Source organism: Chlorogloea sp. CCALA 695 (assembly GCF_003003885.1).
Classification (GTDB): Bacteria; Cyanobacteriota; Cyanobacteriia; order Cyanobacteriales; family Chroococcidiopsidaceae; genus Aliterella.
The window spans coordinates 1-23,563 of sequence record NZ_PVWN01000003.1 but is presented as its reverse complement, the minus strand read 5'-3'; the positions used below and the strand labels follow the sequence as shown (position 1 = coordinate 23,563).

Here is a 23,563-nt window from a genome sequence, read left to right as displayed (position 1 = left end):
ATATGGATAATTCTTTAATTAAAGTCGCGTCTATTTGTCGTAATCATGCCCAAAATCTCGCCACGCTTACCACTGAGGAGAAAAATCGGGCAATAAATGCGATCGCACTAGCTTTAGAATCAGCAAAGCCCAAAATTATAGTTGCTAATGGGATTGATTGCCAAACCGCCGTCAGTGCAGGCATTCCCAAACCTTTATACAACCGCCTAAAGTTGGACGAAGCCAAGCTAAACGATGCAATTGCTGGAGTGCGAGACGTTGCCAATTTAAGCGATCCTGTAGGTGCAATTCAAATTCATCGCCAACTAGATGACAATTTAATCCTTAAGCGCGTTACTTGTCCATTAGGGGTTTTGGGAGTTATTTTTGAAGCTAGACCCGACGCGGCTATTCAAATTTCTACTTTGGCAATTAAGTCGGGAAATGGCGTAATTCTCAAATGCGGACAAGAGGCGATTAACTCTTGTCAAGCAATCTTAACAGCAATTCACAACGGACTCGCTCAAACAAACATTAGCCCTGAAGTTGTGCAATTACTTACAACTAGGGAAGAAACATTAGAACTATTAAAGTTAGATAGGTATGTAGATTTAATTATCCCTAGAGGTTCAAATTCTTTTGTCCGCTTTGTGCAAAATAATACTCATATTCCTGTATTAGGTCACGCTGAAGGCATCTGTCATTTATACGTGGATGCGGCGGCGGATATAGCCAAAGCTGTAGAAATTGCCATTGATGCCAAAACCCAATATCCCGCCGCTTGCAATGCGATTGAAACGTTGCTAGTCCATACTGATATTGCGGCGAAGTTTCTCCCCGTTGTAGCTAGTGCTTTGAAAGAACGCTCAGTAGAATTAAGAGGCGATGAAAGTACGTGCAAAATTATTGATGTAGCTTTCGCCAATGATACCGACTGGGAGACAGAATATAGCGATTTGATTTTGTCAATTAAAGTAGTCGATTCTTTGGCCGATGCGACTTCCCACATTAATTATTATGGTTCAGGACATACCGATGCGATCGCAACGGAAGATTCTACCACTGCAAATATTTTCCTATCTCAAGTTAATAGCGCCGGGGTTTATCACAACTGTTCTACGCGCTTTGCTGACGGCTTCCGCTATGGTTTTGGGGCAGAAGTGGGAATTAGTACCCAAAAGCTACCCCCGCGCGGCCCAGTGGGCTTAGAAGGGCTAGTTACTTACAAGTATCAGCTTGTCGGTGACGGACACATTGCGGCAACTTATACCGGGGTTGATGCTAAATCTTTTCAACATCGGGATTTAGACTAAAGCTTTAAGCAGTGCTTGGAGTTTGAGTTGAATTTCGGCTAATTCTTTATCTGGATCAGAACCCTTGACGATTCCTGCTCCTGCGTATAGTCTAGCGCGATCGCCATCTATTAAAGCCGAACGAATCCCAACAATAAATTCGCTGTTTCCTTGGTAATCTACCCATCCTAAAGGTGCGGCGTACAATCCGCGTTCAAAGTCTTCATAACGCCGAATTTCCGCGCAAGCTAACTCTCTAGAAACTCCGGCAACGGCGGGGGTAGGGTGCAATTGTGCCACAATCTCCAAAGGATGCACATTAACGGGGATTTTTGCCTCTATCGGTGTCCACAGGTGTTGAATATTGCATAGTTGGCGCAATCTGGGGGGTAATATATTGGCTTCTATCCCTAGCGCCTGTAAGTGTTGAGTGATAAAGTCTATAACTACTTTGTGTTCGCGTTTTTCTTTGTCACTATTTAGTAATAAGTTTGCTAAGTCTGCGTCTTCGGTGGCGGTTTTTCCTCGTGGGGCGCTTCCTGCTAAGGCATCGATAACTAATTGGCGATCGCGTATACTGATTAAACGCTCTGGACTTGCACCGATAAAGTTTTGTCCTTTGCCGTTACTTGTCGAAAAGACATAACAATTTGGGTGGATTTGCCGCAAATTATTTAAAGAGTTATATAAACTGAAATCTTTGCCAGCCAACACATCTAAGGTTTGAGCTAAAACTATTTTGTCAAGCTTTTTTTGCTTGATAGATTCAAGCGCTGATAAGATTGTTTGTTTGAATCTGTCTATATTTGATACATCTTTTTTGATTAACTTGCCTGGTAGATGATATTTATTTAACCGACCATCTAAGCTGAGAATATTTTGAATATTATTTTGTAACTCGTCTAGTAGTAGTTCTAAGTTTGTCTTCGCATCAATGACTAGATTCGCAACTAATACACAGAAGTCGATACACTTAGTAATTTGCCAGCGTGGTAAAAATACGGTGGCGGCGGGAAAAGGATAATTTGCCTCGTTTTCGTCAAAAAAACTAAAACTACAGAAAAAACGCGGCGGTAAAGCAATATTATTAAGATTGCTAAAAATTACTGTCTTTGCCTGACAAGATTTGATAAACTCTTGAACTTTACTAAATCTATTTTTACCTTGTAAGTGTAAATGAGCGATCGCATCCATTGCCGCCGTTGCTTCTTGTTTGCCTTTATGCTCAAAATAAAAGTTTAATTGTTCAAATTGGGCAATATTCTCAAAAACAACTAACGGATCTACTTGTTCAATTGCCATAGGTATGCTAACGAATTGCTGGCAACTATTGAGCAAACATTTTTGCTGGCAAGCTAAGAGAAATTGATATAGTTTTTTGTAGTCTAAAGAAAAACTGGTAAGACAAGGTAGAACTGGCATGGATGTAAAAATAGTAAACTTTTTTAAACTTCCGTTCTTAAAAAGCGGCTTCTTGTGATGATATTTCTAGGGGTATCATATTGGGGCAACCTTTAGCCACTTAGTCAAAGATTAAGTTTTATGCTCATTACTGTACCTTTGTCTCCCGTATAGTATATAAGTCCTAGCTATTGTTAGCAACATACCTTTATGTTAGCGAATAACTGTCCTATTTGAAAAATTAAGTTGTATAAAAAAATGAATATAAAACCCCAATTAAATGCTATTAAACTAAAGGTTTGATATTCAGTTGTTCGTAAATAAATCAAAGCATCTTTTATTTAACACTTTTTTGGAACGACAATAAAAAGAATTGAATTAATATTATGACTACCGAATTTATCTCCTACGCAAAACCTAACTTGTGGATGGCAGCAATTAAGCCGCCGATGTATAGTGTTGCTATTATTCCTATTTGGGTGGGAACGGCGGTAGCTTTTGCCGAAACTAAAATATTTCAAGGATGGCATTTTGCTACTTTTTTGATATCAGCGATTTTGATTGTTGCTTGGATTAATCTTAGTAACGATGTTTTTGACTCAGAAACAGGAATTGATAAAAATAAAGCTCATTCTCTGGTAAATTTAACTGGAAACAAACAGCTAATTTTTTGGTTAGGTAATTTGTTTTTAGGTTTAGGTCTATTTGGGATACTTGCGATCGCCTTTTGGCAAAAAGACGTAACTATTATTGGCTTAATTCTATTGTGTTGCGGATTAGGCTACACCTATCAAGGGCCGCCTTTTCGCTTGGGATATCAAGGTTTAGGCGAAATCATTTGCTTTATTTGTTTTGGCCCCTTGGCTGTCGCCGCCGCTTACTATAGTCAAGCGCAAAGCTTCTCTCTGACTAGCTTATCAGCTTCAGTTGTGGTGGGAGTTGCTACAAGTTTAATTTTATTTTGCTCACACTTTCACCAAATAGCCGATGATTTAGCCGCCGGGAAAAAATCGCCGATTGTGCGTTTAGGTACTTTAAAAGCTGCTAATTTATTACCTTGGCTGGGTGGAAGCATTTATGTACTGACAACGGTATTAGTAGCCTTGGGAAGCTTTCCAATGTGGACATTACTTATTTGGTTGAGTTGCCCTTTTGCGGTTAAATTAGTTCGACACGTACAGCAAAATCATGATCGCCCAGACATAGTTAGTAATTGTAAGTTTATCGCCGTAGCCTTACATTTTTGGAGCGGATTACTGCTGAGTTTGGGATTTATGATTGCAGGCGGTTAATGTAGAGACGTTCCACCGGAACGTCTGTATTTTCTAAAAGAAGACAGAAACCCAATCCCAATAACGGTTAATGTACCAATTCTCTTTTCAGCCTTACCAACGCAAGTTTAAGCAACCTCTGCAAACAAGTCACGGCAAATGGGAAGTTAGGGAAGGGATTATTTTAAGTCTTACAGATAACTTAGGTAAAACCCGTTGGGGAGAAATTGCCCCGATTAGCTGGTTTGGTACTGAAACTGTAACCCAAGCCCTCAATTATTGTCATCAACTACCCACAGAAATTACCACAGAAACTATTTACTCAATTCCTGACTCGCTCCCAGCTTGTCAATTTGGCTTTGAGTCAGCTTTGGCACTCAAAAATCAAAATTCAAACCATCTAACCTACAGTGGCTTACTAAGTGCCGGAAAAGACGCATTACAACAATGGGGTAAGCTTTGGGAACAAGGGTATCGTACTTTTAAATGGAAAATTGGAGTTTACCCAATTGTGGAGGAATTAGAAATTTTTGCCGCCTTTACCCAAATTCCAAAACCTGTAAAATTGCGCTTAGATGCTAATGGCGGATTGACTTACGACGAAGCTAATATATGGTTGCAAAAAAGTGACAGTAGTAAATTAATTGAATTTATCGAACAACCGCTAGGGATAGAACAGTTTGAGCAGATGCAGGAGTTAAGTAATTTATATAATACTGCGATCGCTCTTGATGAATCGGTGGCAACTTTTAATCAACTCCAAGCTTGCTATCAAAAGGGATGGCAAGGGATTTTTGTGATTAAACCTAGCATTATTGGTTATCCTTCTCGCTTGCGTCAGTTTTGCAAAACGTACAACATTGACGCTGTTTTCTCCTCATCCTTTGAAACAGAAATTGGCAGACAAGCAGCTTTAAACTTAGCCGTCGAATTAGCTAACCCTAATCGCGCTGTCGGATTTGGGATTGATAACTTTCTACCGCCGAATACTCCGGGGATCTAAAGCATCGCGCAATCCATCACCGAGCAAATTAAACGCCAATACAGTCAGAATAATTAGTAACGCTGGCGGCCAAACTAGCCAAGGTTGCAGCACTAAAATTGAGGCATTAGTTGCCAGCGACAGCATATTACCCCAAGAAGGATCGGGTTGCTGAATTCCCAAACCAATCAAACTAAGTACCGACTCCGCCACAATAAAGCTTGGAACGGCAAGAGTTGCAGAGATAATAATATAACTAGCCGTTTGGGGCAAAACGTGGCGGAGAATAATGTAAAACGAATTGCCACCCATAGCAATAGCTGCTTGGACAAATTCGCGCTCTTTAATTGATAGCACTTGTCCGCGAATTACCCTTGCCAAACCCGCCCAGGCAATAAAAGAAGTAATTAAGACAATTAAAATAAATTTTTCGCTGCTACTCAACCCTGGTGGCAAAACTGCCGCTAAAGCAACTAAAAGGTACAAACTCGGAATCGTCATTAGCACTTCTACCAAGCGCATAATAATACTATCTGTCCAGCCGCCAAAGTAGCCAGAAATACCACCGACAATCATACCCAAAGGAAAAGTAATTGCAATCCCTAGTAAGCCAATACTAAGACTAATTCGCCCACCATGTAATAATCGCGTAAATTGATCGCGCCCTTGTTCATCTGTACCAAGTAGGTTAAACTCCGCGTCTCCTGAAGTTCCAAACAAGTGTAAATTGCCAGGAATACCGCCAAATATTTCTACTTCCGCAAAAGTGGGAGGTAAAGGCAGACTAAACTTAAACATTTGATAAGGCGCACCTTGGACAAATAGCCGTAACCATGCAGGTTTTTGACGATCTACAATTAATTTGCGATCGCCTGTTTCCAAATCTGTCTTACCCTGAGTTGTAGGATAAACATGAGGCCCAAACCCCGCCTCGTCATTCCAATAAACTGTAGTTGGCGGCAATAAAGAGCCATTTGCTTGAGCATCGTAGGGATCGTAAGGGGCAACAAAATCCGCCGCAAATACTGATATATAGAAAATTAACAGTAATATCGCCCCAAATCGGGCTAAAGGATTTTTTTTCAGTCGTTGCCACCAATTCATCGCCGTTTCCTTTTTGCCAATTAGGAATAGATTAGCGTATCTGGACTAGAAGAAGCGCGATCGCACTTCTTTTTGTGGGAGTGCGATCGCATTTTCGCAAACAGTCAATGGGACACCTTACCAATTTACCTAAAATAACTTTATCAAAATTTAATTTTCAATGTCATTTTTTACATCCTCCTTTGAAGGAGGAAGAGCTTTTTGCTCCTTGGCTGAAATGCTTTTGTTTGGCTCTTGTTTAAGTATATCTGAAGCTTTTTTGAAAACCTCTTGAATATCTGATTCCTCACTAAGAATTTCAGCTATCTTCTCACTATCTGCGGCTAGGACTTGAAAGTTAGGTATCCAAAATTCGCATATATCGGGAACAACCCCAATCATTGAGGTCAAAAATATTGTTAGGTTAATTCCCCATGCCTTAACTTGTGTATATATGGGGTTTTGCTTATCTTCGTCTTTTAGTTTATGTTCTGTGAGTAATAAATCATTTAACAATGATTTAGCAGCATCTTCTAATCCTTTGGTTCCATCGATATTATATATGCGTATTGCTTTTAAGATATTTTCAATTCTTACAGACAAATATTTTTGTAATTCTTTAGACAAGTCTGATTTCAAAACTTTGTTTAATAACTCTTCAAGCTCATTTCTAAGTTCTGTTAAAAAATTTTGTTCTAAAAATATTTTCGGCTCTTGTGAATGCAGATAATTGGCTAGTGCGTCTAATGTATTAAGAACATTTCCACTTTCAATATGATCAGCAAATGTCTTCCACAGTGAACCATAAATATGATTAGTAATAAAAACTGTATTAAGATCCTCTATTACTTTAATGTATCTATCGATTCTCGAAAAATTCCTTAAACTTTTTGCATCTTCCTTTGCTTTGCTCAAAAGTTCGTAGAAACCCACAATATTTTGAGGCGCAAAATCAAGATTCATTGCCTCCAATAAAACCCTTGCAGAATTCTGATCTCTTGCCCCGTTTGTGACCGCTTCATCGAGAATATTCTCCAATCGCCTTAATCTGTTAGATTGCATCATTATTCAACTGTAATCACTATATAAAGGCTCCTAATACTAATTTTACTTTATTATTGAATGTATCTCTATTTCCTCCATAAATTTTACTCAATTATCAACTGATAATAGTTGTGTTCGTACATAGATTTGTTTGATAAATTGCGTAGTTTTATCATTGTGGTGATCGCTTTTTACTATCTTAACGAGTTCATGCGATCGCATTTAATCCTTTTCTACCTAAAAAACCGCCCCACAGAACAAGCAAAATCTGGCAACAAAGGCGAATTTATTTCATCTTCACTTGTCAACGTTGCTACTAATACTAAGGCGGCATTTTCGCGGCGATAAATCTCCACTGTCTCCAACCGCCAGTCTGCAATCCAATACTCTTGTACTCCTCTTAGAGAATACAGTTTGAGTTTAATTTCCCGGTCTCTACGCTCTTGTTCTGCACCAGACGATAATACCTCTACAACTAATTCTGGTGCGCCTGTCAAATGTCCCGCATCATCTAGCAAAACTGCTAGTCGTTCTTTACTAGCCCAAGCTACATCGGGAATCACATTATCGGCATCTGTAAATATGATGCCAGGATTGATAGTAGCCCGTCCTAAACCTTTAGCTCTTGACCAATTTTGTAACTGCGAGTAGATATTGCCACAAGTTTCTTGGTGTATCCAGTGTGGCGATCTAGTCACAAACAATTCTCCGTCAACAATTTCATAGCGCGTACCTTCGCTACTGGCTAAGAGTTCTATGTCTGCTGTTGTCCAGCGCACTCTATCGGTTGTAGTCTGGCTCATGGCGAAACTCCTGATCCTGGCATTCTTATCTTCTATAGTAATTCAGTTAGCTTGTTGCTATTTGTACTTTATCCTCCATAACTCTTGCTGCATAAGTAGCTATACTAACGGTTTCGTCATCTAAACACTGTCCGGTTGCTAGATTAAAGTTTTGTTTGTAGATTGGCGATGCTACTTTCGTTATGCCATTGCGATCGCCTACAATTCCTCTAGAGATTACAAAGGCTTTACTAAATGGATCGTAGTTGCTTATCGCGTACACATCGTTTGTATCTCCCACTCTAAAAATTGCTACTTGTTCGCCGCTAACTAATGCACATACTCCGGTATTTGGGGCGATGTCTGCAATTGCACAAATATCAACCCATTTAGTTTTAGGTAAAGCTTGAACCATTTTTCGTGTCTCCTCTAATTTTTCCTAACAATACTACGAGATTTGGGCGGTTAGTTTCTCTGATTCGTAAGCGGGACGTTTTTGTTCTCTTTCTTCTACATAAAGTAAACTTGGATCGGGTGTATCAGAATTAACAAAATGGCGGAATCTCTTGAGTTTTTCGGGGTCTTCGATGGTTGCTTTCCACTCGCATTCGTAGGTATTTACCAAATGCTGCATTTCTTGTTCTAATTCTTCAGCAATTCCTAATGAATCATAAATCACTACTTGCTTAAGATAGTCAATTCCACCTTCTAGCTTATTAAACCAAGTGGCAGTTCTTTCTAATCTATTGGCGGTACGAATGTAGAACATTAAGAAACGATCTAAATACTTAATCAATGTTTCTCTGTCTATATCTTCAGCGAGTAAAAGTGCGTGTTGCGGCTTCATTCCGCCGTTACCACAGACGTACAAATTCCAACCTTTTTCGGTAGCGATGATGCCAAAATCTTTACTTTGAGCTTCCGCACACTCTCTCGTACAGCCAGATACAGCCGATTTTAGCTTGTGAGGCGATCGCAATCCACGATAACGTAATTCTAAATCAATCGCTAATGTTGTAGAATCTTGTACGCCAAATCTACACCAAGTGCTACCTACACAGGATTTGATAGTTCTTAATGCTTTACCATAAGCGTGTCCTGATTCAAACCCAGCCTCAATTAATTTGCGCCAAATAGGCGGTAATTGATCCACTCTCGCGCCTAATAAATCAATTCTTTGTCCCCCGGTAATTTTGGTATAAAGCCCAAATTCTTTAGCTACTTGTCCTAAAACAATTAATTTATCTGGAGTCAATTCGCCGCCAGGTACTCTAGGAATTACTGAATAAGTCCCGTCTTTTTGAATATTGGCTAAAAATGCGTCGTTGGTATCTTGCAAACCTACATGAGGCTGATTCAAAATGTAGTCATTCCAAGTTGAAGCGAGAATAGAAGCTACCGCAGGCTTGCAAATTTCGCATCCTTTACCTTGACCGTGTTTTTGTAGCAATTCATCGAAAGTAATAATTTTGTGAGTGCGGACTAAATGGTAAATTTCTTGACGGGAATAAGCAAAGTGTTCGCAGAGATGATTTTTTACTTCTATCCCGGCTTTTTTCATTTCATACTTAAGTAAATCTGTTACTAAGGGGACGCAACCACCGCAACCAGTACCCGCTTTAGTACACTTTTTGACGCTACCTATATCTGTGAAATTGTTTTCTTGAATCGCCGTGCAAATTTGTCCTTTACTTACATTATTGCAAGAGCAAATTTGCGCCGAGTCTGGGAGATTTTCTACCCCCATTGCTGTTGATACTTTACCTTCTCGTGGTGGTAATAGTAAGTCTTCTGGATGGGGTGGTAAAGCGATATTATTTTGCACAAATTGCAGCAAAGTACCATAACTCGCCGCATCGCCTACTAAAATTCCTCCTAATAAACGGCTACCATCAGAATTGACAACGAGCTTTTTATAAGTTCCGGTAACTGAATCTGTAATTGCAATCTCTTTCGCATCAGAGGTTTTAGCAAAAGCATCGCCAAAACTAGCTACATCGACTCCTAAAAGTTTCAACTTTGTAGACATATCTGCGCCTACAAACGTGCTATTCGGAATGTTACTTAATACTTTAGCGGCTACACTTGCCATTGTATAACCAGGGGCAACTAAACCATAAATACGGTTTTGATAAAGGGCGCATTCACCGATCGCATAGATATCAGCATCAGAAGTTTGACAATGCTCGTTAATTACAATACCACCGCGATCGCCTACTTCTATACCGCATTCTCTAGCAATTTCGTCACGGGGGCGAATTCCTGCCGAAAATACTATCATATCTGTTTGTAATTCCGAACCATCAGCAAAGGTCATTTTGGCAACTTTACCGTCCATGCTGACAATCTCTGTTGTAGATTTATTTGTATGGACGCTAACACCTAATTCTTCGATTTTGTTGCGAAGAACATTACCGCCGTTATCGTCTATTTGCATAGGCATTAATCGCGGTGCAAACTCAACTACATGAGTTTTCAAACCCATATTTTTCAAAGCGTTTGCACATTCTAAGCCTAATAAACCTCCACCAATTACTACCCCAGTTTGGCAATTTTTGGCATACGCAGACATCCCTTCTAAGTCTTCAATGGTGCGATAAACAAACGTTCCAGCGCTATCTTTACCTTTAATTGGCGGTACAAAAGGAAAAGAACCCGTAGCTAATACTATTTTGTCGTAAGTAATTTCTAAACCATTGGCGCTATGGACTACTTTTTGCTGACGGTCGATGGAACTTACGCGATCGCCTATATAAATTTTAATATTATTTTCGTGATATAAGCCGGGTGTAACTAAAGTCAAGTCTGCGGCGGTTTTGCCGGAAAAGTAACCACTTAAATTAACGCGATCGTAGGCTACGCGAGGTTCTTCGCAGAATGTAATAATGTTCCAAGAATTACTCCCACCTGTGGCAATCATTTCTTCTAGAAACTTATGCCCTACCATGCCATTTCCAACTACAACAAGGTTCTTTTTGGCTGTCATTGATTTAGGTTACATTAACGTTTTATTATCCTAATAAGACATTTATAATAATTCACTGATTTATTTGTAGCAAAGACAACAAAACCTTTGAATTGATGCAGAAATTGAATTAATAAAGTTCAATTTCTGCATTTGGTTAAGTTTTAAACGAAATGACTAGATTTTAGTTGCTCAAATAGCTGAGATACTTTATTTAAGTCTTTATCTCCAGGATTGCGTTCTACACCGCTAGATAAATCAATTCCGTTAGGTTTTACTTGACTTAAAGCCTCAAGTATGTTAAGAGGCGTTAACCCTCCAGCTAGTAACCAAGCACATTTAGGATTAAATGCTTGCAAAGCATCCCAATCTAAAGTTTTACCTGTACCGCCTAGTTGCTGAGGATCGTAGGCATCAAGCAGCAATGTATCAACGTAGCTTGTATAAATATCTACTTGTTCTAGGGCTTGGGAGTTTTTCACCCTCAACGCTTTGATGATTTCTACCTGCGGCAAAACTTGGCGAAGTTGGACGCAAAAATCTGGCGATTCGTCACCGTGCAACTGTACCCCAGTTAAATCAGCCTCCGCCACTATTCGATCTATTTCTGCAATAGTGGAATTGGCAAAAACCCCAATCCGCTCTACATTGTCTGGTAACTGTTCTCTTACGGCGCGAATTTGGCTAGAAGTGACGTAACGTGGTGAAGCAGGTACGCAGATAAACCCAAGGGCGTTTGCACCCATTGAGGCGATCGCTTTTCCTTGGTCTGGTTTAGTAATCCCGCAAATTTTGACTCGCATTGCAATTCTTATCAAATCTTTAATTAACTTTTAAAACAAATTTTAGCTTTGTGCCAGTTTATTTTGATAATCCTTAGTTGTTAATAGCCTTTTTTCGGGAGGAATCACCTTGCTTAATTTGATGTTACTAGGCGCAGTACAACCAACTGTACCCGATACTGTGAGATGGAGTTGGACGGGAACAGCGATTATTGTAGGTATTAGTTTATTTATCCTGCTTGTTGCAGGTAGAACCATCCGCTATCCTCAAGCTGGCCCTAAAATGCCTTTACCATTCCCTTCGCTATTTAATAATCCTAGCGTTGGTACGTTCTTAGCTTCTATGAGCTTTGGTCACATTCTGGGGATTGCTACCGTTTTGGGACTTACAAATATTGGTGTCTTGAAGTAGGCTAAAAAATCTGGCATTGCTGATTAGGTGGATGAATTGTAGAGACGTTTCAATGCAACGTCTCTATTATTGATTTTGAAATCACTATAGGGGCGCATTTTTGCGCCCTTTATCGGTTATATATTCCCGTGATTGCTTGCAAGTACGGATTATGCGAATAGTTTTCCGTCGCACTGTTAACAATCAATTGTCTATGCTAGGAGTTACAGGCTGCGGCTCAACATATTGCTGTAGCAGTCGCCTGGAAATATTTAGTTATAGGAAAATGCCATGCAAACAGGTTGGCGAGTTGGATCTTTATTTGAAATACCCTTATTTTTAGATCCGCTATGGTTTGGGATTTTAGCGATCGCCACTGTAAATTTTGGCGTTGCTTATACTCAATGGGGTAGCGTACTATCTTGGAGTGCGGGGCTAGTAATGGCTCTACTGCTGTTTGGTTCAGTATTACTGCACGAACTAGGTCATAGTGTAGTAGCCCAAAATCAGGGAATTAAGGTTAAATCGATTACTTTATTTTTCTTTGGTGGAATTGCCGCAATTGAAGAAGAATCAAAAACTCCCGGTGGCGCTTTTCAAGTTGCGATCGCAGGGCCCGCCGTTAGTATTGGTTTATTTGTAATTTTGGCGGTACTTAACCAAGTTTTACCAGGCGGTAGTTTAGTCGGTGAGATGGCGGGAGATTTAGCCAAAATAAACTTAGTTCTTGCCCTATTTAACTTAATTCCTGGCTTACCTTTAGATGGCGGACAAGTGTTGAAAGCTGCCGTATGGAAAGCTACTGGAAACCGCTTTACAGCAGTACATTGGGCAGCAAGAGCGGGGGTAATTTTAGGTTGGAGTGCGATCGCGGCTGGTTTAGCCATAGACTTTTTTACTGGCGAATTAATTACTGGCTTGTGGATTGCTTTACTAGGCTGGTTTGGGATTCGCAATGCCAACGCCTACAATAGCGTAACTTCCTTGCAAGAAATTTTACTCAAGTTAGTTGCTAATGATGCTATTAGTAGCGATTTTAGGGTGATTGATGCCGATCAAAGCCTGCGCTCCTTTGCAGACTCTTATTTACTCCAAACCACCGCCCCAGAGGTCTATTTTGCCGCTTCTGAGGGCAGATACCGGGGGATAGTATCGGTGGATGATTTACGGGCTGTAGAGCGTAGCGAGTGGGAAAACAAAACTTTGCACGATATCTTGCATCCGTTAACAGAAGTTCCCTCGGTTACAGAGTCTACACCATTAGTAGAAGTAATTGAAAAGCTAGAAACCCAGCAATTGCCCCGAATTGTAGTTCTTTCTCCCGCCGATGCTGTAGCAGGAATAATCGATCGCGGCGATATTGTTCGGGTGGTGGGTGCAAAGCTCAATAAACCATTTTCTGACGCTGATATCAAGCGAGTTAAAGACGATGGTAGTTTTCCGCCTAGTTTACAATTAGGTGCGATCGCTAAATCTACGAAAGGCTAGATGAAATTGCTTCCCACTCTACCGCAGATAAAGGTTTTACCTCTAATTGAATGTTAAAGCAATTGCTAGCAGCAGTAGTTAATGCTGTTACTACAGCAGTCGGTTCAATTAGAGGTAATTTTATAGGCTGAAAAATCTCTTTACCAAACACTTGCTCAAATAATGCCTGATCCGGTGCTAAACGCATTGAACCATGTTGCAATATTACCTGACCGCGTTTTAACTGAGCGCTACCAATTAACTTATTCCCATCAAGTAACACCAAATCCGCGCCCGTAGCAGTACCAAAACAATTAGGGTTATGAATATATCCCCGCCCAGCTACACCATATTGCAACTCTACTCCTAAACTTTGCCACCCACTAATCAAAAACTTACAAAGCTGCTGATACACCTGCATTCGATTACCGTCTAATCCTGATGTCACCACAGCATAAGTTAAGTCTCCTTGATGCAATACCCCCCTTCCCCCCGTAGGACGACGTACTAAGTCTACAGGCTGACTATTCCAAGTAATTTGTTGCCAATGGGGGGGAAATTTAGACTGATGATAGCCCAAGGAAATTGCTACAGGCGACCAAGTATAAAAACGCAAGGTTGGCGGATGTAAACCTAACTGATGTTGTTCTACCAACCAGTTATCTATTGCCATTTGCATTAGCCCAGATGCTTCTAACAGTGGAATTAGCCGCCAACAAGGTTTAGGCTGCACCAAATTCCGCTTGCAAAGCTTCGTCATTGTCATCGGCGATTGTGGCTACTATCGTGATGATGCGAGAAATTTCCCCTGGTGACAATTCTGCTAAAGTGCGGCTTGATAAGACAACTACTTGCTCTTTATCGATGCCAAAACAAGCTTCAAAGGTATTAGTCCAATTCATTTCTAACAGCTTCCGCATCAATCCCGCGTCATTTTTGGTTGGTAGATTCAATACCTTTGCCCAAACTGCGATCGTATCTTCGTCTGTTAGTCCACTAAGCTGTACAAATACTTCAACACTACCGTACTTAAATTTCCATAAATAGTTGGAGTCCGTCTGGCTTACCATTGCGCTGTTGTCTTGTTCAAGACTAGCAATTACGGTTTGAATTACATCTATATGGCTGGATGTCGCTTCTTCCACTAGATTGTTAATTACTTGTTCGCTGGTTATGGGTTGATTTGCGATCACATCGGCATTAGTCATACTTATAACTCCTAAAATACTCTACTTTTAATTGCTTAAACCTACTCTAACGCCTGTAAGCATATAGTATTTTATTTGATTTATTGGCAATGCAATGTATTTTATAGGCTCTCGTCAATAGAGGGGGCTTTGAACCCCTCTACTAAATTAAGCTGCTTTTTTATGAGCAATCAAATACTTACTCATAAAATGTACCTCAGTTGTAATATCCTCAAAACCCGCCTTTTCTAACCGTTCTACCAAGTCATCGCTAATGTACTGCTTATAGTAAGGTTCATGGAAGGTTTCATGAAAACTATCCATAATCGGCAACATTTCCGGCGAATCTGACATTTGAATAGAATCGCAAATTACAAAAACTCCCCCTGGTTGCACTACTCTAAAACACTCCTCCATTACCTGCTGACGTGCAGCACTTGGCAACTCGTGGAATGTAAATACACAAGTTACTGCATCAAAGTAGTTATCTAAATAGGGCAATTCCTCCGCATTAGCTTGGAGAAGTTGCGGTAATTCTCCAGGAATTTGCGACAATTCTTGATTAGCCTTTCGCAAGTAAGCGGAAGACAAATCTGTACCAAATAGCGACGATTGGGGGAAAGCGTTTCGTAATAACTTCAATGTTCTTCCCGTACCGCAAGCTACATCTAGTATCCGAGGCTTGGGATTAGCTGCTAAATTAGCTTTTAAAGGTGCTAAAATTCTCCGCCGCATAGGATCAGCCGAACCACCAAACAATAGTTCAACTTGCAAGTCATATAAATTAGCTGACGAATCGCTTAAATAACCATTGGTTTGGTGGTGAAAATTTTGCAAATAGTAATTAGGATAGTCGTCTTGGGCTACCTCTACAGAAAAATCTTGATAGTTTTTCTCATTGAGTCGCTGCCAAATTTGCGGCATATCTAGCCAAACTTCAGGATAGTAACGGAAAAAGTCAGACCAAGGATTATCAAATAGTAAACTATGAGCGTATACTCCCTTCTCCGCATCTTGCCAGTCTGCTTCTAGCAATTGGTTTAATCTTGCTTGGAGTTTCAGTAGTAATGCTGGAGTAAGGGGCGATGGTTTTGGTTTCAACTGGGGAGATACTAAGCCCATTACCTGGAAACTTAAGTATTTATGAGCTAAACCAAAGTAGTTTTTACCATTTTGAAAAGTCTGATAAGTCAGCTTGGTTAGGGTGTCAGACATAGTCAGCGCTGAGGTCAATTGTATATATTAATATTAACGTAAACAATTGTAACAAAAAAAATCTCTATCTAGGTGTAGAAGTAGAGCCAATATTGTCAAGCTTTTACTTCTGTTTGCAACTGATTAAATTTAGCTCTAATTGTCTCAATTCGTTTACGGTTTACCCCTAAATCTGACTCGCCTAAACGGGAAGCTGAACGAACATGAATTACTTGGGCATCTTTATCTAACAAAAATTCTACATCGTCCACAAATCCGACTACAGGAATAGTAAATTCTGCGTAGATATAATTACCTGTTTCTTGGGCGAAGCTCTGCGAGCGCGCTGGCGCTATCGCAGATTGTTTAAAAGATTGAACAACAGTTTTAAGAGTATTAAAAGCATCTTCCGCAGAGGAAGTATAGGTTAGAGGTGTAATTTTATGCTCGGCATCTAAACTCTGGCTATTGACGCAATTAGGGGTAGCAGGACAAGCTAATAATTGACCTGTAGCCATACCAAGATTATTGGGTTTAGTACCTGCTAATAGTTTAGTTTGCCCGGAAAATAATATCGTTCCTCCTAGTAAAAAAACTAGGGTTAAAACTATAGGCAAATAACGAGAAATAATTGTTTTCATTTCCACAACTTTCTATTCCTTAAAATAAATATTTTCACTCTACATACTCGCTATTTACGCTTAGTTCTAGAGTTTCTTCGTCAACTTGAATATACAACACATTCGGGCGACAACAAACCTGACAGTCTTCAATATAAGATTGATAATTACCCGCACTCAAATCGATAAAGGCAACATTGGATTCGCCACAATAAGCACAAAAATACTCGGTGGAATTTTGCAAGGCTACTATTTACCTAAAACTTTATTAACTGCTACTTTTATTGCTTGTTTTTGTTCGTCGTCGTAATTCCAACGTTCTAAAAAAGCTTGATAGTTACCGCCATTTTCAATAGTTGCGACTAGCTGCTGCAACTTCTCGGATACCAAATCTAAGTTTACTAATTTTATCAATCGCGCCGTCCTTTCTTGCACCTGTTGGGATGATTTAGCCATTTCTTCATCTTGGCGGCGATGGTGAAACAACTCTTGTGCTGTAGACATTGCTAGGTTTTTTATCAGTAATTCGGCTACTATTTCAGGATGCGATCGCAATCCTACAATAATTTCTTCCGACACTGCAAAATCTGAGGTCAGGTAAGTAACAAAAAAACCTCTAGCACCTTCTTCAGTTTGTACTAATTGGGCTACTTCGGAAGCTGATATTTCACTCTGTGCTAGTAATTCTTGAGTATAGGCAATCGCACTGGCAAAATTTAACGGTTCAGGAATTATTGTCATGACACTAATTTTAAACATAAACAACTAAAAAGCGCCCTCCAAGTGGAGAGCGCTTTAAATATTTTAGCTATGTCGGGTTAAAAATTAACCGTTGATTGCAGGTGCAGTTAGAGCAACTGGTGTCGCTTCACCCGCAGCCAAGTCTAGAGGGAAGTTGTGAGCATTGCGCTCGTGCATTACTTCCATTCCTAGGTTAGCGCGGTTGAGTACGTCTGCCCAAGTTCCGATTACCTGTCCTTGAGAGTCAATTACTGACTGGTTGAAGTTGAATCCGTTGAGGTTGAATGCCATGGTGCTGATGCCCAAGGATGTAAACCAGATGCCAATTACTGGCCATGCTGCTAGGAAGAAGTGCAAGCTGCGGCTGTTGTTGAATGATGCGTATTGGAAGATCAACCGTCCGAAGTAGCCGTGGGCTGCAACGATGTTGTAAGTTTCTTCTTCTTGTCCGAATTTGTAGCCGTAGTTTTGGCTTTCGGTTTCTGTTGTTTCACGAACTAAGCTGGATGTTACTAACGAACCGTGCATAGCGCTGAATAATGAACCGCCGAATACTCCGGCTACTCCTAACTGGTGGAAGGGGTGCATCAAGATGTTGTGTTCCGCTTGGAATACTAACATGAAGTTGAATGTTCCACTGATTCCTAAAGGCATCCCGTCGGAAAATGATCCTTGTCCGATTGGGTAGATTAAAAATACTGCTGTTGCTGCGGCTACTGGTGCGGAATAAGCTACTGCAATCCAGGGGCGCATTCCGAGTCTGTATGATAGTTCCCACTCACGTCCCATGTAGCAGAATATTCCGATTAAGAAGTGGAATACTACTAATTGGTAAGGGCCGCCGTTGTACAACCATTCGTCCAATGATGCTGCTTCCCATATTGGGTAGAAGTGCAAGCCGATGGCGTTCGAGGAAGGTACTACTGCACCGGTGATGATGTTGTTTCCGTAAATCAATGAACCTGCTACTGGCTCGCGGATGCCGTCGATGTCTACTGGTGGTGCGGCGATAAAGGCGATGATGAAGCAGGTTGTCGCTGCTAGTAGTGTGGGGATCATCAATACTCCGAACCAACCTACGTATAGACGGTTTTCGGTGGATGTTACCCAGCTACAGAATCTTTCCCATACGCTGGCGCTTTCGCGTCTTTGTAATGTTGTTGTCATTTCTTTATGATTGCTTGATTTTTGGATAATCAGAAGTTTTTTGCTTCCTTGTATTCAATCTACCTCCTCTATTTAGTTTTGTAAAGGTATTTTTATAATTTTTTAAGATATCCTCATTTAGAGGTAGCTGATTACAGGGTAATAATGACATCTAACGCTTATACCTACAGCTTTGTAGCCATAATTAATTTATTTATATAAATGATGAGCGATCGCCTAAAGCCCAATAATGTATTTTTGCCACTCTTGATGTAGCCCACTTTTTAGATGCTTACTGACTTCAAAGTAAAGACTACTATAAGGTTTGCGTGGTTGGTGGTATAGAGGCATTTTTGCTTCTTGAGGCGTGCGATTGCCTTTTCTAACGTTGCAACGAACGCAAGCTGCCACCATATTTTCCCAAGTTTCGCCACCACCGCGCGATCGCGGCATCACGTGATCTAAAGTCAAATCATCACCCGTATAACCACAGTATTGGCAACCATGACCATCACGATGGAGAATATTACGACGAGTGAGGGGAATTTCTTTGTAAGGTACGCGCACGAAATGGCGTAGGCGGATAACGGTGGGAAAAGGAAACCCGGTATAGATAAACTTACCGTTATTTTCTACTTGTTCTGCTTTGCCTTTAATCAGCAAGACAGCCGCTCGTCGCCAACTTGTAATGTTGAGCGGTTCGTAAGAGGCGTTGAGAACTAAAACTTTTGCCATCGATTGACATCAAATCGCAGACAGTTTTTACTGATATTAACACAATTTAGTAAATGTCGCTAAAAGATTGTTCAGTAAGTGCGCTCGCTCTAGAAAAACCTCTTAAATGCGGCTCTTTTTTGCTATTACTTAGAGCTAACGATTTTATTGCGTGTGAGTAATGGGACAACAACAAGTCCAAAAAATTACGTCTATTGGGTGCGATCTTGGGCTTGGCGCTCGTCAACGCGCTTGGGTAGAGATCGATTTAAGTGCCATAAAACATAATGTTAAGGAATTAAAAAGCCTGTTAGCGCCCCAAACTACACTGATGGCAGTGGTTAAAGCTGATGCTTACGGTCATGGGGCGATCGCAGTAGCTAAGACGGCTATAGAAGCTGGCGCTGACTGGTTAGGCGTGGCGACAGTCCCCGAAGGAATTGAGTTGCGCTCAAGCGGGGTCGAGTCACCAATTTTGGTATTGGGAGCAACTTACACTATTGAGCAAATTGAAGCGGTGGCGCATTGGCAACTTCAACCAACTTTAGGCAGCGTGGACGCAGCTATACTGTATTCTCAAACTTTAAAAGACAATCTGCTCGTACATATCAAAATAGATACCGGAATGTCGCGCCTAGGACTATCTTGGCAGCAAGCCGTTGAATTTGTGCAATTGGTGCATAATTTGCCTCATCTGCAAATTGCTAGTATCTATTCTCATTTAGCGACAGCCGAAAGTAGCGATCGCACAGTGATGAACTTGCAGCAACAACGCTTTGAAACGGCAATTGCTCAACTTGCCGACATCAACTTACCTGTACCTTGTAAGCATCTAGCCAATTCTGCGGCTACTTTAACCGCTCCATCGTTGCATTACGACTTAGTACGGGTGGGTTTAGCTGTTTATGGTCTTTACCCAGCTACTTCTCTGCAAAGCGCCGTGAATCTGAAACCAGTGTTGCAAGTCAAAGCCAGGATAACGCAAGTCAAAACTATTGCGCCTCAAACAGGTGTAAGTTATGGTCACAAATTTATTAGCGATCGCACGACTCTAATTGCCGTAGTTGGGATTGGTTACGCCGATGGAGTGCCGCGTAATTTATCCAATCAAATGATGGTAATAATTCGCGGTAAAAAAATACCCCAAATTGGGGCTATTACAATGGATCAATTAATGCTAGATGTTAGTGCTATTCCAGATTTGACACCGGGAGAAATAGTAACATTGCTAGGAATTGATGGTAACGTACAAATTTCCGCCGATGATTGGGCAAAGCAGCTAAATACAATTTCTTGGGAAATTCTTTGCTCTTTCAAACACCGCTTACCTCGGATATCTGTACAAGAATAATTAGCTAGTAAGTAGCTAGGCGCAATTAAATATAAAACGCTCAAAGGCATATCCACGTCTAGGCTTCTTTCTTCCATACCATCAATAATTGCCATTGCTAAATCATATCCCTTTGATACGAAAACGGCGAATAAGATTACATAATAACCAAAAAGTTTAACGCCTTAGAGCATTTAATTAAAAACAAGATTTGCGGATTTAACCCCAGTTTCTTGCTGTCTCTTAGCGATCGCGTTTTTGATAAATAGAACTAGGTTAACCCAGTATCTAACAATGTATTTAAGAGTAGAGACAATTCTTTTGGACGATTATCTGTACTAATATAAACGGGCTAAAAAGCAAGTTTTGGTTAATGAAGATTGGATCAAAAAGGGCGATCGCTTAAGATAGCCGTTAATTAGTGATTTTTTACAAAAAATGGGCATCCTTAATTTATAGCTGACGTTACCTACAACTTTTTTATGAATCTAACTACCTTGCTGCGAACTCTAGAACCGTTGACCCATCAAAGAAGGATGCAGCAGATGGTACAAATAGGCAGGCAGTCAAGGGATAATAAAGCCTTAGCAAGTACGTTAAATCAGCTTGCTCAAGGAGATTTTTATCAAAGCTGTTTGTCTTTACAATCCTGTTATGGTAGTCAAAATATTGAGTTGATTAACCAAAGTCTAAGCGATTCATCTTGCAGAATACGCTCTTTAGCACTGGGTTTAATCGTGCTATTTGGAGATGATAACCAACTAATTGCTGGGTTAGAAGCAATTCCCACTAAACAAAGATCCCATTTCCTCAAGCAATTACTCAAAAAGCGTCGTTATGCTGTTATTGAACGTTATTTAACAAATTTAGCGATCGCAACCCCGTTGCTCAGGAACTTTTATACTTGATCAAACGGTTGATTGTTGCATGATGGATTAATAAATAATTTGTGTAAATCTGCACAGTGACTGGCTCTTTTTTTTCAACTATAAGATTGCCATGACAGTTAAGGTGATTAGACAAGCAAACTGAACCGCTAAACTTAAAACTCGAAATGTTGGATTGATACCAGCAATATGAATGATTGAGTGTATAAGTCGAGATATGATGTACGCAACTATCAGCAAATTAATCGCTATTCCTGATACTCCTCGAACTGTAATGAGAAACACAACTGCCATGTATAGAGGAAGGTTCTCTATCAAGTTAGACTGCACCCGAAATAATCGCCAAAGTAAGCTTTCATCATTTGGTATTCCAAAATCTTTTGGGGAGCCACCAGTAGATAAATGCCGAATCCTAACAATGATTAAAAAAGCAACGAGCGCGATCGTCCATCCCATGAAAATAACTAATCCCCAGAGCGGGACAGTCATCTGTTCGATAGGTGTCATCTTTTTTTATAGAAACTACTGCTGATAGTTTAGAAAACTAGTTAGTCTAGACTCTAGAAAAAAATTGCTGAATTTTAGGACATTCTTGCGGCTAACGTTGCAGAAATTGTTTTGGGGTCATGCCAAGGATGCGTTTGAAACAGCGAGTTAGATGGCTTTGATCGCAAAAGCCAACTCTAACCGCAATGTCCGCGATGCTCAGATCCCTTGATTGCAATAAATACTTCGCCTGATTAATCCGGCTCTGCAAAATATACTGATGGGGTGTTATACCCATACTTTGCCTAAACAACCGTAAAAAATGATAAGGACTTATTTGAGCTAACGCTGCAATTTCTGTCAATTTCAATTCCTGATGCAGATGTGCGTTGATGTAGTCTGTCACTAAGGCTAGTTTGGCACTGGGTAAACCACCACCATAACTAGAAAGTTTTGGTGATATAGTGCAGTAATTCCGTAGTAAGTGAATTGCTAACGCCGTTTTAAGGCTATCAACAAGCAGAGAACCGCCGATCCCGCCAGTTTCTAATTCTTTTCTTAAAGTTGAAAAAATGCCTTGGATCGGGGCATCTTGTGCCGTCATAAACCGAGGAATTAGTTCAATGCGATCGGGATTCACCCAATCTTGACCGACTTGCTTGAGGAGTAAAGGCTCAATTGCTAAAACCATAAACTGGACTGAGGTGTTCCAATTACATTGATGGAAAATATCGGCAGGTATAATCGCAATATCTCCAATATTTCGTATCTCTCTTTTTAGCTTTCCATCCAGCCACCTTTCTCCGCATGAATAGTCAAGCCTTGTTTCTGTCTGTGGATAGGGAACCCCGCAAGCAATGACGTGCATTGTGTGTTGATGCTCGGCGATCTCAAAAGGGGGCTGTTGAAAAAGCTCGAAATGAATATCTTTCCATGCTGAACTTGAAAGAACTGATGGCGTTGGCAAGAGGGAATTTGCGGCATTGACTTGGCGGTAATCGAGCGTTCTGATGGGTAGTTCTGGCAATCTCATCTTTAGATGCCTCCAGGCGAAATGCAAACATAATACAATTGCTCAATGCTGCCGCATTACAAGCCGTCAACTAAAGGTTCATAGCGGCGGTATTTTCGCGTTCGGTGAGTACCCAAGCGCCTATGCAGCCTCCTGTGCGATTTCTACGATGGTAACAAGGATTCCTAGCAATTCTCTTTCTACCTCAGCACAGGCAAAGTTATCAGCAATACTCGCACCTTTATTACAACATCCCGATCCCTTAGTCAGAATTGATGTACTACGGCGTTGCGTAAGTCTTCCCGTTACCGATTCCCAGCGTCAGTTGCAGCAACCTTTAATTCAACGCCTAACCTCGGCTTTTCCCGATGAATCCTTCACGGCGGCGCAAGCCTTCTTTTGTACCTATAGCGGTGCTGATGGGGAAGTGGTGGCGGCTACAGTACAGAAAATTTTACCCGATAGGCAAATCCAAACAACTATTAATGCTTTGCAAAGTCAGGCACAATGGCGGCGCAGTCAATTATTACCCACAATTCGTTTGGTGTTGGCGGTACTTGCTACCGATAGTTTGGTTTCGTCTTTAAGATAGAAATTAGCGATCGCAACTTTACCAATGCCTGAACTAACAGATTTTGCGACTTCCTCAATTCAAACCCTGCTTGCAGAGGATTTGTGGATTGCTGTTGAAGCTATAAGTACACTTACTAACCGTTATGAATTAAATGACTTACAGCAATTTGAGATCAAACCCACTACAAATATCGTAAACTTTGAAGATGTAAAAAAGAAGATTATTAAGAAATG

General features: G+C 40.6%; 26 protein-coding genes. 9 read left to right on the top strand and 17 right to left on the bottom strand.

The features are described 5' to 3' along the window. The first annotated feature begins 2 nt into the window (after positions 1-2). Positions 3-1,292 carry a glutamate-5-semialdehyde dehydrogenase gene (locus C7B70_RS02600; RefSeq protein ID WP_106367521.1) on the top strand — a complete coding sequence of 430 codons (1,290 nt, stop codon included), beginning with the start codon at positions 3-5 and terminating at the stop codon, positions 1,290-1,292. Here C7B70_RS02600 and C7B70_RS02595 read toward each other — a convergent pair. Next, the gene (locus C7B70_RS02595; protein WP_233220799.1) at positions 1,284-2,573 is read right to left on the bottom strand and encodes an isochorismate synthase MenF; all 1,290 of its coding nucleotides are present in this window, start codon (positions 2,571-2,573) and stop codon (positions 1,284-1,286) included. The two genes, C7B70_RS02600 and C7B70_RS02595, sit on opposite strands and share 9 nt — an antisense overlap. Before the next feature lie 485 nt (positions 2,574-3,058). Here C7B70_RS02595 and menA point away from each other — a divergent pair, with 485 nt between their 5' ends. Together menA and C7B70_RS02585 are read left to right on the top strand one after the other, a co-directional pair. Further along, positions 3,059-3,964 carry a 2-carboxy-1,4-naphthoquinone phytyltransferase gene (gene menA, locus C7B70_RS02590; protein WP_106367519.1) on the top strand — a complete coding sequence of 302 codons (906 nt, stop codon included), beginning with the start codon at positions 3,059-3,061 and terminating at the stop codon, positions 3,962-3,964. Positions 3,965-4,034: 70 nt separating this feature from the next. After that, positions 4,035-4,946 carry an o-succinylbenzoate synthase gene (locus C7B70_RS02585; RefSeq protein WP_106367518.1) on the top strand — a complete coding sequence of 304 codons (912 nt, stop codon included), beginning with the start codon at positions 4,035-4,037 and terminating at the stop codon, positions 4,944-4,946. On the opposite strand, the gene C7B70_RS02580 is transcribed toward C7B70_RS02585, so the two are convergent. The 6 genes from C7B70_RS02580 to C7B70_RS02555 form a co-directional block, all read right to left on the bottom strand. Then, positions 4,920-6,029 (bottom strand): ABC transporter permease, encoded by a 1,110-nt coding sequence (locus C7B70_RS02580; RefSeq protein ID WP_106367517.1) that lies wholly within the window; start codon positions 6,027-6,029, stop codon positions 4,920-4,922. The genes C7B70_RS02585 and C7B70_RS02580 overlap by 27 nt on opposite strands. Before the next feature lie 150 nt (positions 6,030-6,179). Continuing rightward, entirely contained in the window at positions 6,180-7,073 is an 894-nt protein-coding gene (locus C7B70_RS02575; protein ID WP_106367516.1) for a hypothetical protein, read from the bottom strand. Positions 7,074-7,285: 212 nt separating this feature from the next. Further along, positions 7,286-7,855, bottom strand: coding sequence for a Uma2 family endonuclease (locus tag C7B70_RS02570; RefSeq protein WP_106367515.1), 570 nt, complete (start codon positions 7,853-7,855; stop codon positions 7,286-7,288). Positions 7,856-7,901: 46 nt separating this feature from the next. After that, positions 7,902-8,249 carry a nitrite reductase small subunit NirD gene (nirD, locus tag C7B70_RS02565; protein ID WP_106367514.1) on the bottom strand — a complete coding sequence of 116 codons (348 nt, stop codon included), beginning with the start codon at positions 8,247-8,249 and terminating at the stop codon, positions 7,902-7,904. Positions 8,250-8,282: 33 nt separating this feature from the next. Continuing rightward, positions 8,283-10,820, bottom strand: a complete 2,538-nt coding sequence (gene nirB, locus C7B70_RS02560) for a nitrite reductase large subunit NirB (protein ID WP_106367513.1) — start codon at positions 10,818-10,820, stop codon at positions 8,283-8,285. A gap of 143 nt (positions 10,821-10,963) precedes the next feature. Beyond that, positions 10,964-11,602 carry a phosphoribosylanthranilate isomerase gene (locus C7B70_RS02555; RefSeq protein WP_106367512.1) on the bottom strand — a complete coding sequence of 213 codons (639 nt, stop codon included), beginning with the start codon at positions 11,600-11,602 and terminating at the stop codon, positions 10,964-10,966. Between the two features lie 109 nt (positions 11,603-11,711). Between C7B70_RS02555 and psaK the strand changes: the two genes are divergently transcribed. Beyond that, positions 11,712-11,993 carry a photosystem I reaction center subunit PsaK gene (gene psaK / locus C7B70_RS02550; protein ID WP_199192017.1) on the top strand — a complete coding sequence of 94 codons (282 nt, stop codon included), beginning with the start codon at positions 11,712-11,714 and terminating at the stop codon, positions 11,991-11,993. 270 nt (positions 11,994-12,263) lie between these two features. Continuing rightward, positions 12,264-13,460, top strand: a complete 1,197-nt coding sequence (locus C7B70_RS02545) for a site-2 protease family protein (RefSeq protein WP_106367510.1) — start codon at positions 12,264-12,266, stop codon at positions 13,458-13,460. On the opposite strand, the gene C7B70_RS02540 is transcribed toward C7B70_RS02545, so the two are convergent. From C7B70_RS02540 to C7B70_RS02505, 8 genes are all read right to left on the bottom strand, one after another. Beyond that, the gene (locus tag C7B70_RS02540) at positions 13,447-14,199 is read right to left on the bottom strand and encodes a lipoate--protein ligase family protein (RefSeq protein ID WP_199192016.1); all 753 of its coding nucleotides are present in this window, start codon (positions 14,197-14,199) and stop codon (positions 13,447-13,449) included. The genes C7B70_RS02545 and C7B70_RS02540 overlap by 14 nt on opposite strands. Further along, on the bottom strand, positions 14,162-14,629 hold the full coding sequence (locus tag C7B70_RS02535) for a YbjN domain-containing protein (protein WP_106367644.1): 468 nt from the start codon (positions 14,627-14,629) through the stop codon (positions 14,162-14,164). Before C7B70_RS02535 ends, C7B70_RS02540 begins: the two co-directional genes overlap by 38 nt. Before the next feature lie 165 nt (positions 14,630-14,794). Then, positions 14,795-15,841 (bottom strand): class I SAM-dependent methyltransferase, encoded by a 1,047-nt coding sequence (locus tag C7B70_RS02530; protein WP_106367508.1) that lies wholly within the window; start codon positions 15,839-15,841, stop codon positions 14,795-14,797. Positions 15,842-15,936: 95 nt separating this feature from the next. Beyond that, a complete protein-coding gene (locus tag C7B70_RS02525; RefSeq protein ID WP_199192022.1) occupies positions 15,937-16,461 on the bottom strand; it encodes a DUF1499 domain-containing protein in 525 nt (174 codons plus the stop codon). A gap of 34 nt (positions 16,462-16,495) precedes the next feature. Continuing rightward, positions 16,496-16,684 carry a CPXCG motif-containing cysteine-rich protein gene (locus tag C7B70_RS02520; RefSeq protein WP_009633097.1) on the bottom strand — a complete coding sequence of 63 codons (189 nt, stop codon included), beginning with the start codon at positions 16,682-16,684 and terminating at the stop codon, positions 16,496-16,498. Between the two features lie 5 nt (positions 16,685-16,689). Next, on the bottom strand, positions 16,690-17,181 hold the full coding sequence (locus tag C7B70_RS02515; RefSeq protein WP_199192014.1) for a hypothetical protein: 492 nt from the start codon (positions 17,179-17,181) through the stop codon (positions 16,690-16,692). 84 nt (positions 17,182-17,265) lie between these two features. Beyond that, positions 17,266-18,348, bottom strand: coding sequence for a photosystem II q(b) protein (gene psbA, locus C7B70_RS02510; protein WP_106367505.1), 1,083 nt, complete (start codon positions 18,346-18,348; stop codon positions 17,266-17,268). 216 nt (positions 18,349-18,564) lie between these two features. Next, complete coding sequence (locus tag C7B70_RS02505; protein WP_106367504.1) at positions 18,565-19,062, bottom strand: HNH endonuclease; 498 nt, start codon at positions 19,060-19,062, stop codon at positions 18,565-18,567. A gap of 160 nt (positions 19,063-19,222) precedes the next feature. On the opposite strand from C7B70_RS02505, the gene alr reads away from it, so the two are divergent. After that, positions 19,223-20,392 (top strand): alanine racemase, encoded by a 1,170-nt coding sequence (gene alr / locus C7B70_RS02500; RefSeq protein ID WP_106367503.1) that lies wholly within the window; start codon positions 19,223-19,225, stop codon positions 20,390-20,392. A 461-nt stretch (positions 20,393-20,853) separates the two neighbouring features. After that, positions 20,854-21,279, top strand: coding sequence for a hypothetical protein (locus C7B70_RS02495; RefSeq protein ID WP_106367502.1), 426 nt, complete (start codon positions 20,854-20,856; stop codon positions 21,277-21,279). A gap of 78 nt (positions 21,280-21,357) precedes the next feature. Here the strand turns inward: C7B70_RS02495 and C7B70_RS02490 are convergent, their stop codons facing one another. Both C7B70_RS02490 and C7B70_RS02485 read right to left on the bottom strand, forming a co-directional pair. Continuing rightward, positions 21,358-21,765, bottom strand: a complete 408-nt coding sequence (locus C7B70_RS02490) for an MAPEG family protein (RefSeq protein ID WP_106367501.1) — start codon at positions 21,763-21,765, stop codon at positions 21,358-21,360. A gap of 91 nt (positions 21,766-21,856) precedes the next feature. Next, positions 21,857-22,777, bottom strand: a complete 921-nt coding sequence (locus C7B70_RS02485) for an AraC family transcriptional regulator (RefSeq protein WP_106367500.1) — start codon at positions 22,775-22,777, stop codon at positions 21,857-21,859. Here C7B70_RS02485 and C7B70_RS02480 point away from each other — a divergent pair. Both C7B70_RS02480 and C7B70_RS02475 read left to right on the top strand, forming a co-directional pair. Further along, positions 22,755-23,348: a hypothetical protein gene (locus C7B70_RS02480; protein ID WP_146134004.1), complete on the top strand. Its 594-nt coding sequence runs from the start codon at positions 22,755-22,757 to the stop codon at positions 23,346-23,348. The two genes, C7B70_RS02485 and C7B70_RS02480, sit on opposite strands and share 23 nt — an antisense overlap. Positions 23,349-23,372: 24 nt before the next feature. Further along, on the top strand, positions 23,373-23,563 hold a 191-nt coding region (locus C7B70_RS02475), incomplete at its 3' end, for a hypothetical protein (RefSeq protein ID WP_146134003.1).

What these genes read in the sequence shown, in the direction of transcription:
- C7B70_RS02600 (WP_106367521.1), top strand. Translation starts at nt 3, where the DNA reads ATGGATAATTCTTTAATTAAAGTCGCGTCTATTTGTCGTAATCATGCC.
- C7B70_RS02595 (WP_233220799.1), bottom strand. Translation starts at nt 2,573, where the DNA reads ATGGCAATTGAACAAGTAGATCCGTTAGTTGTTTTTGAGAATATTGCC.
- menA (WP_106367519.1), top strand. Translation starts at nt 3,059, where the DNA reads ATGACTACCGAATTTATCTCCTACGCAAAACCTAACTTGTGGATGGCA.
- C7B70_RS02585 (WP_106367518.1), top strand. Translation starts at nt 4,035, where the DNA reads ATGTACCAATTCTCTTTTCAGCCTTACCAACGCAAGTTTAAGCAACCT.
- C7B70_RS02580 (WP_106367517.1), bottom strand. Translation starts at nt 6,029, where the DNA reads ATGAATTGGTGGCAACGACTGAAAAAAAATCCTTTAGCCCGATTTGGG.
- C7B70_RS02575 (WP_106367516.1), bottom strand. Translation starts at nt 7,073, where the DNA reads ATGATGCAATCTAACAGATTAAGGCGATTGGAGAATATTCTCGATGAA.
- C7B70_RS02570 (WP_106367515.1), bottom strand. Translation starts at nt 7,855, where the DNA reads ATGAGCCAGACTACAACCGATAGAGTGCGCTGGACAACAGCAGACATA.
- nirD (WP_106367514.1), bottom strand. Translation starts at nt 8,249, where the DNA reads ATGGTTCAAGCTTTACCTAAAACTAAATGGGTTGATATTTGTGCAATT.
- nirB (WP_106367513.1), bottom strand. Translation starts at nt 10,820, where the DNA reads ATGACAGCCAAAAAGAACCTTGTTGTAGTTGGAAATGGCATGGTAGGG.
- C7B70_RS02555 (WP_106367512.1), bottom strand. Translation starts at nt 11,602, where the DNA reads ATGCGAGTCAAAATTTGCGGGATTACTAAACCAGACCAAGGAAAAGCG.
- C7B70_RS02545 (WP_106367510.1), top strand. Translation starts at nt 12,264, where the DNA reads ATGCAAACAGGTTGGCGAGTTGGATCTTTATTTGAAATACCCTTATTT.
- C7B70_RS02540 (WP_199192016.1), bottom strand. Translation starts at nt 14,199, where the DNA reads ATGACGAAGCTTTGCAAGCGGAATTTGGTGCAGCCTAAACCTTGTTGG.
- C7B70_RS02530 (WP_106367508.1), bottom strand. Translation starts at nt 15,841, where the DNA reads ATGTCTGACACCCTAACCAAGCTGACTTATCAGACTTTTCAAAATGGT.
- C7B70_RS02525 (WP_199192022.1), bottom strand. Translation starts at nt 16,461, where the DNA reads ATGAAAACAATTATTTCTCGTTATTTGCCTATAGTTTTAACCCTAGTT.
- C7B70_RS02515 (WP_199192014.1), bottom strand. Translation starts at nt 17,181, where the DNA reads ATGACAATAATTCCTGAACCGTTAAATTTTGCCAGTGCGATTGCCTAT.
- psbA (WP_106367505.1), bottom strand. Translation starts at nt 18,348, where the DNA reads ATGACAACAACATTACAAAGACGCGAAAGCGCCAGCGTATGGGAAAGA.
- C7B70_RS02505 (WP_106367504.1), bottom strand. Translation starts at nt 19,062, where the DNA reads ATGGCAAAAGTTTTAGTTCTCAACGCCTCTTACGAACCGCTCAACATT.
- alr (WP_106367503.1), top strand. Translation starts at nt 19,223, where the DNA reads ATGGGACAACAACAAGTCCAAAAAATTACGTCTATTGGGTGCGATCTT.
- C7B70_RS02495 (WP_106367502.1), top strand. Translation starts at nt 20,854, where the DNA reads ATGAATCTAACTACCTTGCTGCGAACTCTAGAACCGTTGACCCATCAA.
- C7B70_RS02490 (WP_106367501.1), bottom strand. Translation starts at nt 21,765, where the DNA reads ATGACACCTATCGAACAGATGACTGTCCCGCTCTGGGGATTAGTTATT.
- C7B70_RS02480 (WP_146134004.1), top strand. Translation starts at nt 22,755, where the DNA reads ATGGGTAGTTCTGGCAATCTCATCTTTAGATGCCTCCAGGCGAAATGC.
- C7B70_RS02485 (WP_106367500.1), bottom strand. Translation starts at nt 22,777, where the DNA reads ATGAGATTGCCAGAACTACCCATCAGAACGCTCGATTACCGCCAAGTC.